Below are 6,954 nucleotides of genomic sequence, written 5' to 3'. Positions count from 1 at the left end.
TACGGTGTCGCCCCCCGTGCGCACCGCCGTCCTGCTCCTGCTCTCCGTCGTGCTGCTCGCCTCCTGCGCGAGCCCCCACTCTCCACCGCGCCTGACGGGCCCTTCGGTGGAAGCCCTGGCGGAAGAGCCTCTGGACGCTGGGACGGATGGCGGGTCGGGCGACCTGTCCTCCGCCCAGGACGGGGGAACGAGCGACGCGGGAGTGGACATCAGCATGTCCGCGAGTGCGCCCGGTGAAGACCCGCTGGCCCAGGGACTTCCCGGCCCGGAGCAGTTGAAGCGCCTGGACTTCCGGGGCGGAGAGCCTCGGCTCCCCATCCGACTCATGGAGGGCCGGCGCGAGGCGACGTTCTCCCCCCGAGGCCGGATGCGGATGCGCTTCGGCGGGGCGGTGGACAAGGTGCTGGACGCCGCGGCGGGGACGCGGTGGACGGTGCGCGTGACGCAGGGGACGCCCGCGGTGCTCGCCGCGCGCGTGCAGTTGAGCGAGCACCGGTTCGCGGACCGGGAGGGGCTCGCCGCCGCTCAAGAGGAGTGGCGGGCCCGGGGCCTCGCGGTGCGCACGCAGGTGCTGGGCGCGGTGTACGGCATCGCCGGCAAGGTCATCGACAACCGGCGCTCGCTCCTCCTCGTCGATGAGGTGCTCACCCCCGAGGACGCCGCGACCCGGCAGGCGGAGCTGCTGCGCCAGTTCGGCGCGCGGACCCTCCTCTTCGAAGAGGTCCGTGCTCCCGCGCGCGCCATCCTCGAGGTGCGCGACGAGTCCGGCGCGGTGGTGGGCCTGGCGCAGGACAAGCTGGACGCGGACTCACCGGACGGCGCGGGCTTCGACGTGCGACAGGTGGAGTTCGGCGTCGGCTACGACTTCCACGGCTTCGAGGACCGGACGTTCCGGGGCGCGCTCCAGTTCTCCGTGGACCGCCTGGGCCTCCTGGCGGTGGTGAACGTGGTGCCGCTCGAGGACCTGCTCAAGGGCCTGGTGCCCGCGGAGATTTTCGCGCGCGCCCACTCGGAGGCGCTCAAGGCCCAGGCCGTCACCGCGCGCGGCGAGGTGCTCGCGAAGGTGGGAATCAAACACCTGGCGGACCCCTACCTCCTGTGCTCGGAGCAGCACTGCGCGGTGTACCGGGGGCGCACGGGCGAGGCGGCCAGCACGTCCGCGGCGGTGGAGGCCACCCGGGGCCAGGCCCTCTTCAGCGCGGATGGCCGGCTGGTGGACTCCGTCTATAGCGCGGTGTGCGGCGGCCACACCGAGGACAACGACATCGTCTGGGGCGGCCCGCCGGACCCGAGCCTGCGCGGACGCCCGGACCTCCTGGAGCCCGCGGGCGCCTCCCCTTCTCCCTCCCGCCTGGAGGCGTGGCTGGCCGCGCCCGACGTGAGGGCCGCCTGCCGGCTGTCCAGCTTCGCCCAGCCCACCAAGTTCCGCTGGGAGAAGCGCTTCACGGCGGCCCAGGTGGACGCGCTCGTCACCCGGCTGGGCGTGGGACGCGTCCAGGCGATGAGCCTCCAGGAGCGTGGGGTGTCCGGCCGGGCCCGGGTGCTCGCGTTATCCGGGGACCTGGGGGCCACCCAGGTGCGTGGAGAGCTGAACATCCGGCGGCTCTTCGGGATGCTGAACAGCAGCATGGCGGTGGTGGAGGCCGAGCGGGACGCCGAGGGGCGGCCCACCCACTGGCTTTTCCGTGGCGGTGGCTGGGGCCACGGAGTAGGGATGTGTCAGACGGGCGCCATCGGCCGGGCAGAGGCCGGGCAGCGCTACCAGGATATCCTCCGTCACTACTTCAATGGTGCTGAAGTCGCCCCCATCTACTGACCTGAAGAGGGGGCGCGCCTGAGAACCAGTGCACGTCTCGTGAATGTCCTCCCCTGTCCAGGTGTTCCGCCGCGAACGGGACGGGACTAGGCAGCGGGCCCGGAGGTTTATCATCGCGCCGTGAGCACGGGTTCTTCTCCAAAGTCAGACTGGCGCCGCAAGCGGCGGCGAGCATCCCCCTGGCGAGTGGTCGCCGCGGTGCTGCTCGCCCTGGCGATTCATGGCGCCTACCTGGCCGTCGTGCTCTTCACGGGAACGCTTCCCCCGACGGTGCGGGAGCGCAAGCCCGTCACCCGGCCTCCCACCTCCGTGGCCGTGCGCCCGTTGACGGAAGACCAGTGGGCGCAGAACCGGGGCAAGACGGACTCGAAGACGCAGACGACCCAGAAGCCCCGCGTCCAGGACAAGAAGCCCGAGGAGAAGAAGCCGGAGACCAAGCCCGACGGGCAGGTGGTGGACCTGGCCCCGGGCAACGAGAAGGAAGCGCCCGACGCGAAGTACCTGGCGGAGCACAACAACCGCGTGGACAAGGAGACGCGGGCCCGGGAGCAGACGCCCCACTACCGCAACGCCATGCCGCAGCGCACCGCCCCCCAGGAGCAGAAGGGCGCGGACATGGAGCCGCAGGCGCCGCGCATCGCCGGCAACAACGGCATGGGCAATGACGACCGGCCGCTCGCCGAGGGGGGCCAGGAGTTCGCCTTCGAGATCCCCGACATCCACAAGAAGAACGAAGTGAAGGTGAAGACGGACCCGAACACGCCCGGCGGCGTGGCGGTGAACAACCAGAACGAGAGCGAAGAGCTGACGGGCAACGCGAAGCGGCTGCGAATCCAGCCGGGCACGGGGGGCGAGCAGGACGGCTCCGCCGGACGCGTGGGCTCGCCGGGCATCGCCGCGTTGATGCCGTCGCGCGCGGTGATGGACAAGGTGCTGGGCGCCGCGCCCAATGACCACCTGCGCGACGTGGACGAAGGCGACGGCACGCTGCTCAACTCGCGCGAGTGGAAGTACGCCAGCTTCTTCAACCGCGTGAAGCAGAGCGTGGGCATGCACTGGAAGCCCAACGAGACGCTGCGCCGCAGAGACCCCACCGGCAACATGTTCACCGGGAAGGACCGGCACACGCTCCTCGAAATCACGCTGGACGAGAAGGGCCGCGTCACGAACATCGAGGTGGAGAAGAGCAGCGGCCTGGACTTCCTGGACATGGAGGCCGTGTCCTCGTTCCAGCGCGCGCAGCCCTTCCCCAACCCACCGCCGGGGTTGTTGAGCGACGACTCCAAGGTGCGCTTCTCCTTCGGCTTCTTCCTGGAGATGGGTGGCGGCCCGCGCATGCGGCTGTTCCGCCAGCCCAACTGACGTTCGCTGAATCACGGGCGGCTCGAGAGGTCCTCGCCGACGGACGCGGTTCCCACTACCGTGCCTCGCCGTGGACACGTCTCCCGCCGACAGAAGCGCCAGGCTCCAGCAGCGAAGCCAGCGCATCCGCGCCGTGCTGCTCGCCATCCTCGTGGCCAACTGGGTGGTGGCCAGCGCCAAGCTCCTCTTCGGCTTCCTCAGCCAGTCCGCCGCGGTGACAGCGGACGGGCTGCACTCGTTCATCGACGGCAGCTCCAACGTGCTGGGCCTCGTCGCCATGGGCGTGGCCTCGCGGCCCGCGGACGAGGACCACCCCTACGGGCACGGCAAGTTCGAGGCGCTCGCGTCCCTGGGCATCGGCGCGATGATTGGCATCGGCATGCTGGAGCTGGGGCGCATGGCGCTCGACTCGCTGATGCATGACCGTCACGCGCAGGTGACGCCGGCCATGGCCGTCGTCATGGTGCTCACCCTCTGCGTCAACCTGGTGGTGACGCGCGTGGAAGGGCACTACGGGCGCAAGTACCAGAGCAGCCTGCTGTTGGCGGACGCGCACCACACGCTGTCGGACGTCTTCGTCACGCTGGCGGTGCTCGCGTCGTTGGGATTGGTGGCGCTGGGCTATCCGAAGGCGGACGGCATCATCGCGCTGGGCGTCATGGTCTTCGTGGCGTGGGTGGCCTACGGCATCGTCCGGCAGGCGGTGGGCATCCTCTCCGACACGGCGAGGTTGGACCCCGCGCAGGTGGCGCAGCACACCGTGGGCGTGGCCGGCGTGCGCAGCTGCCGCGACGTGCGCAGCCGGGGCATGGAGGAGAGCGTCTACGTGGACCTCAAGATAGAGGTGGACCCGAACCTCACCACCGCCCAGGCCCACGAGGTGGCGGACCGCGTGGAGCGCACGCTCCACGCCGCGTATCCCCAGGTGGTGGACGTCGTCGTCCACGTGGAGCCCGAGCACGCGGGCACCAACCGAGCGCAGGGCGCCGCGCCTCACGCGAGCTGAGTCGAGGCCTCGGAGACGAGAAGGGCCGCCTCCCCACGTGAGGGAGACGGCCCCGAGATGCCCCGAGTCTACGCGGGCCGTCAGGCGACGGCGGGCTTGGGCTCCGGCGTCATGTAGTCCTCGATGGGCGGGCACGAGCACACGAGCTTGCGGTCCCCGAGCACGTTGTTGAGGCGGCCCACGGACGGCCAGAACTTGTTGTCGCGCACCCACGGGGCCGGGAAGACGGCCAGCTCGCGCGAGTAGGGACGGTTCCACTCCGGGTTCGTAATCGTGCGGACGGTGTGAGGTGCGTTCTTCAGGACGTTGTTGTCCCTCGGCATCCGCCCCTCCTCGACCTCACGAATCTCCTGACGAATCGCGATCATCGCGTCGCAGAAGCGATCCAGCTCCGCGCGGGACTCGCTCTCCGTGGGCTCGATCATCAGCGTGCCCGCGACAGGGAACGACACCGTCGGCGCGTGGAAGCCGTAGTCCATCAGCCGCTTGGCTACGTCCTCGACCTCGACACCCGACGTCTTCTTCAGCGGGCGCAGGTCGACGATGCACTCGTGCGCCACCCTGCCCCGCTTGCCCCGGTACAGCACCGGGTAGTGGGGCTGGAGCCGCTCGGCGATGTAGTTGGCGTTGAGGATGGCCAGCTTCGTCGCCTTCGTCAGGCCCTCGCCGCCCATCATCGTGATGTACATCCACGAGATGAGCAGGATGCTCGCGCTGCCCCACGGGGCCGCGGAGATGGCGCCGATGGCGTCCGCCCCACCCGTCTGGATGACCGGGTGCCCCGGCAGGTGCTTCACCAGGTGGCTGGCCACGCAGATGGGGCCCATGCCCGGGCCACCACCGCCGTGCGGGATGCAGAACGTCTTGTGCAGGTTGATGTGGCAGACATCCGCGCCCACCAGCCCGGGCGCCGTGAGGCCCACCTGCGCGTTGAGGTTCGCGCCGTCCATGTACACCTGACCACCGCGCTCGTGGACGATGGAGCAGATCTCCTTGATCTCCTCCTCGAACACGCCGTGCGTGGACGGGTACGTCACCATCAACGCGGCGAGCTTGTCCTTGTGCTCCTCCGCGCGGGCGCGCAAGTCACCCAGGTCGATGTTGCCGTTCTCATCGCACCTGGTGACGACGACCTTGTAGCCCGCCATGACGGCGGAGGCCGGGTTGGTGCCGTGCGCGGAGGACGGGATGAGGCACACGTCGCGGTGCCCCTGCCCTCGCCCCTGGTGGTACGCGCGGATGACGAGCAGGCCCGCGTACTCGCCCTGGCTGCCCGCGTTCGGCTGCAGCGAGCAGCCCGCGAAGCCGGTGATTTGCGAGAGCATCTGCTCGAGCTGCTCGAAGATGACCTTGTAGCCGGCCGCCTGCGAGGTGGGCGCGAAGGGATGCAGCCGGCCGAACTGCGGCCACGTCACCGGAATCATCTCCGCGGTGGCGTTGAGCTTCATGGTGCAGCTGCCCAGCGGAATCATCGAGTGCGTCAAGGACAGGTCCTTCGCCTCGAGCCGCCGGATGTAGCGCAGCATCTCCGTCTCGGAGTGGTAGCTGTTGAAGACCGCGTGCGTGAGGAACGCGCTCGCGCGGCGCAGCTCCGGCACCACCGGCGTCTCCACGTTGGCGCCCACGTCGTCCAGCGACGGAGGGGCCGCCTTGCCCGCGCCCGTGGCGAAGGCGGTGAGGATGGCCTCCACGTCGGACAGGCGGGACGTCTCGTCCAGCGACACACCCAGCGTCTTCTCGTCGATGCGGCGGAAGTTCATCCGCGCCGACTCGGACGCCGCGAGCACCGCGCGCACCTGCGGCGTCGTCAGCTCCACGCGCAGCGTGTCGAAGTACTGCTCGTGCCGGACCTTCAGGCCCAGCTTCCCCAGCCCGCGCGCCAGGAGCACGGTGAGCCCGTGCACGCGCTCGGCGATGGCCTTCAGGCCCTTGGGGCCGTGGTAGACGGCGTACATGCTGGCGATGACGGCCAGCAGCACCTGCGCGGTGCAGATGTTGCTCGTCGCCTTCTCGCGGCGGATGTGCTGCTCGCGCGTCTGGAGCGCCATGCGCAGCGCGCGCCGGCCCTGCGCGTCCTCGGACACGCCGATGAGGCGGCCCGGCATCACGCGCGTGTACGCGTTCTTCGTCGCGAAGTAGCCCGCGTGCGGACCGCCGTACCCCATGGGCACGCCGAAGCGCTGCGCGCTGCCCACCGCCACGTCCGCGCCGAACTCGCCCGGAGGCGTCAGCAGCGTGAGGCTCAAGAGGTCCGCGGCGACGATGAGCAGGCCGCCCGCCGCGTGCACCTTCTCGCCGAACGCGCGGTAGTCCATCACCGCGCCGTCCGTGGCCGGGTACTGCACCAGCGCGCCCACGTACTTCTTCGCGCCCAGGTCCACCGTGCGGTGGTCACCGACGACGATTTCCACGCCCAGCGGCTCGGCGCGCGTGCGCACCACGTCCACCGTCTGCGGATGACACCCCTCGGAGATGAAGAAGGCTGCCCCGGCGTCGTCGCCCTTCACGTGCAGCGCCAGCCCCATCGCCTCGGCGGCGGCCGTGCCCTCGTCGAGCAGCGACGCGTTGGCGACCTCCAGGCCCGTCAGGTCCATCACCATCGTCTGGAAGTTGAGCAGCGCCTCCAGCCGGCCCTGGGCGATCTCCGCCTGATAGGGCGTGTACTGCGTGTACCAGCCCGGGTTCTGGAAGATGTTGCGCAGGATGACGTTGGGGGTGTGCGTGTCGTGGTAGCCCATGCCGATGAAGGACCGGAACACCTGGTTCTTCG

General features: G+C 70.1%; 4 protein-coding genes. 3 read left to right on the top strand and 1 reads right to left on the bottom strand.

The features are described 5' to 3' along the window. The first annotated feature begins 214 nt into the window (after positions 1 to 214). The 3 genes from ACN469_RS13095 to ACN469_RS13085 all read left to right on the top strand — a co-directional run bounded on the left by ACN469_RS13095 (position 215) and on the right by ACN469_RS13085 (position 4,184). Complete coding sequence (locus tag ACN469_RS13095; RefSeq protein WP_498767688.1) at positions 215 to 1,816, top strand: SpoIID/LytB domain-containing protein; 1,602 nt, start codon at positions 215 to 217, stop codon at positions 1,814 to 1,816. A 120-nt stretch (positions 1,817 to 1,936) separates the two neighbouring features. Beyond that, complete coding sequence (locus tag ACN469_RS13090) at positions 1,937 to 3,178, top strand: TonB family protein (protein ID WP_498767686.1); 1,242 nt, start codon at positions 1,937 to 1,939, stop codon at positions 3,176 to 3,178. 70 nt (positions 3,179 to 3,248) lie between these two features. Further along, positions 3,249 to 4,184 (top strand): cation diffusion facilitator family transporter, encoded by a 936-nt coding sequence (locus tag ACN469_RS13085; protein WP_498767684.1) that lies wholly within the window; start codon positions 3,249 to 3,251, stop codon positions 4,182 to 4,184. Positions 4,185 to 4,264: 80 nt separating this feature from the next. On the opposite strand, the gene gcvP is transcribed toward ACN469_RS13085, so the two are convergent. After that, positions 4,265 to 6,954: aminomethyl-transferring glycine dehydrogenase (gcvP, locus tag ACN469_RS13080; protein WP_498767682.1), on the bottom strand; the 2,690-nt coding region annotated here is incomplete at its 5' end.

The organism is Corallococcus terminator (genome assembly GCF_049194865.1).
GTDB lineage: Bacteria > Myxococcota > Myxococcia > Myxococcales > Myxococcaceae > Myxococcus > Myxococcus terminator_A.
The sequence above is the reverse complement of the archived record's forward strand: the minus strand, read 5'-3'. Positions and strand labels throughout refer to the sequence as shown.

Coding starts and splice junctions, on each gene's coding strand:
- ACN469_RS13095 (WP_498767688.1), top strand. CDS start 215: ATGTCCGCGAGTGCGCCCGGTGAAGACCCGCTGGCCCAGGGACTTCCC.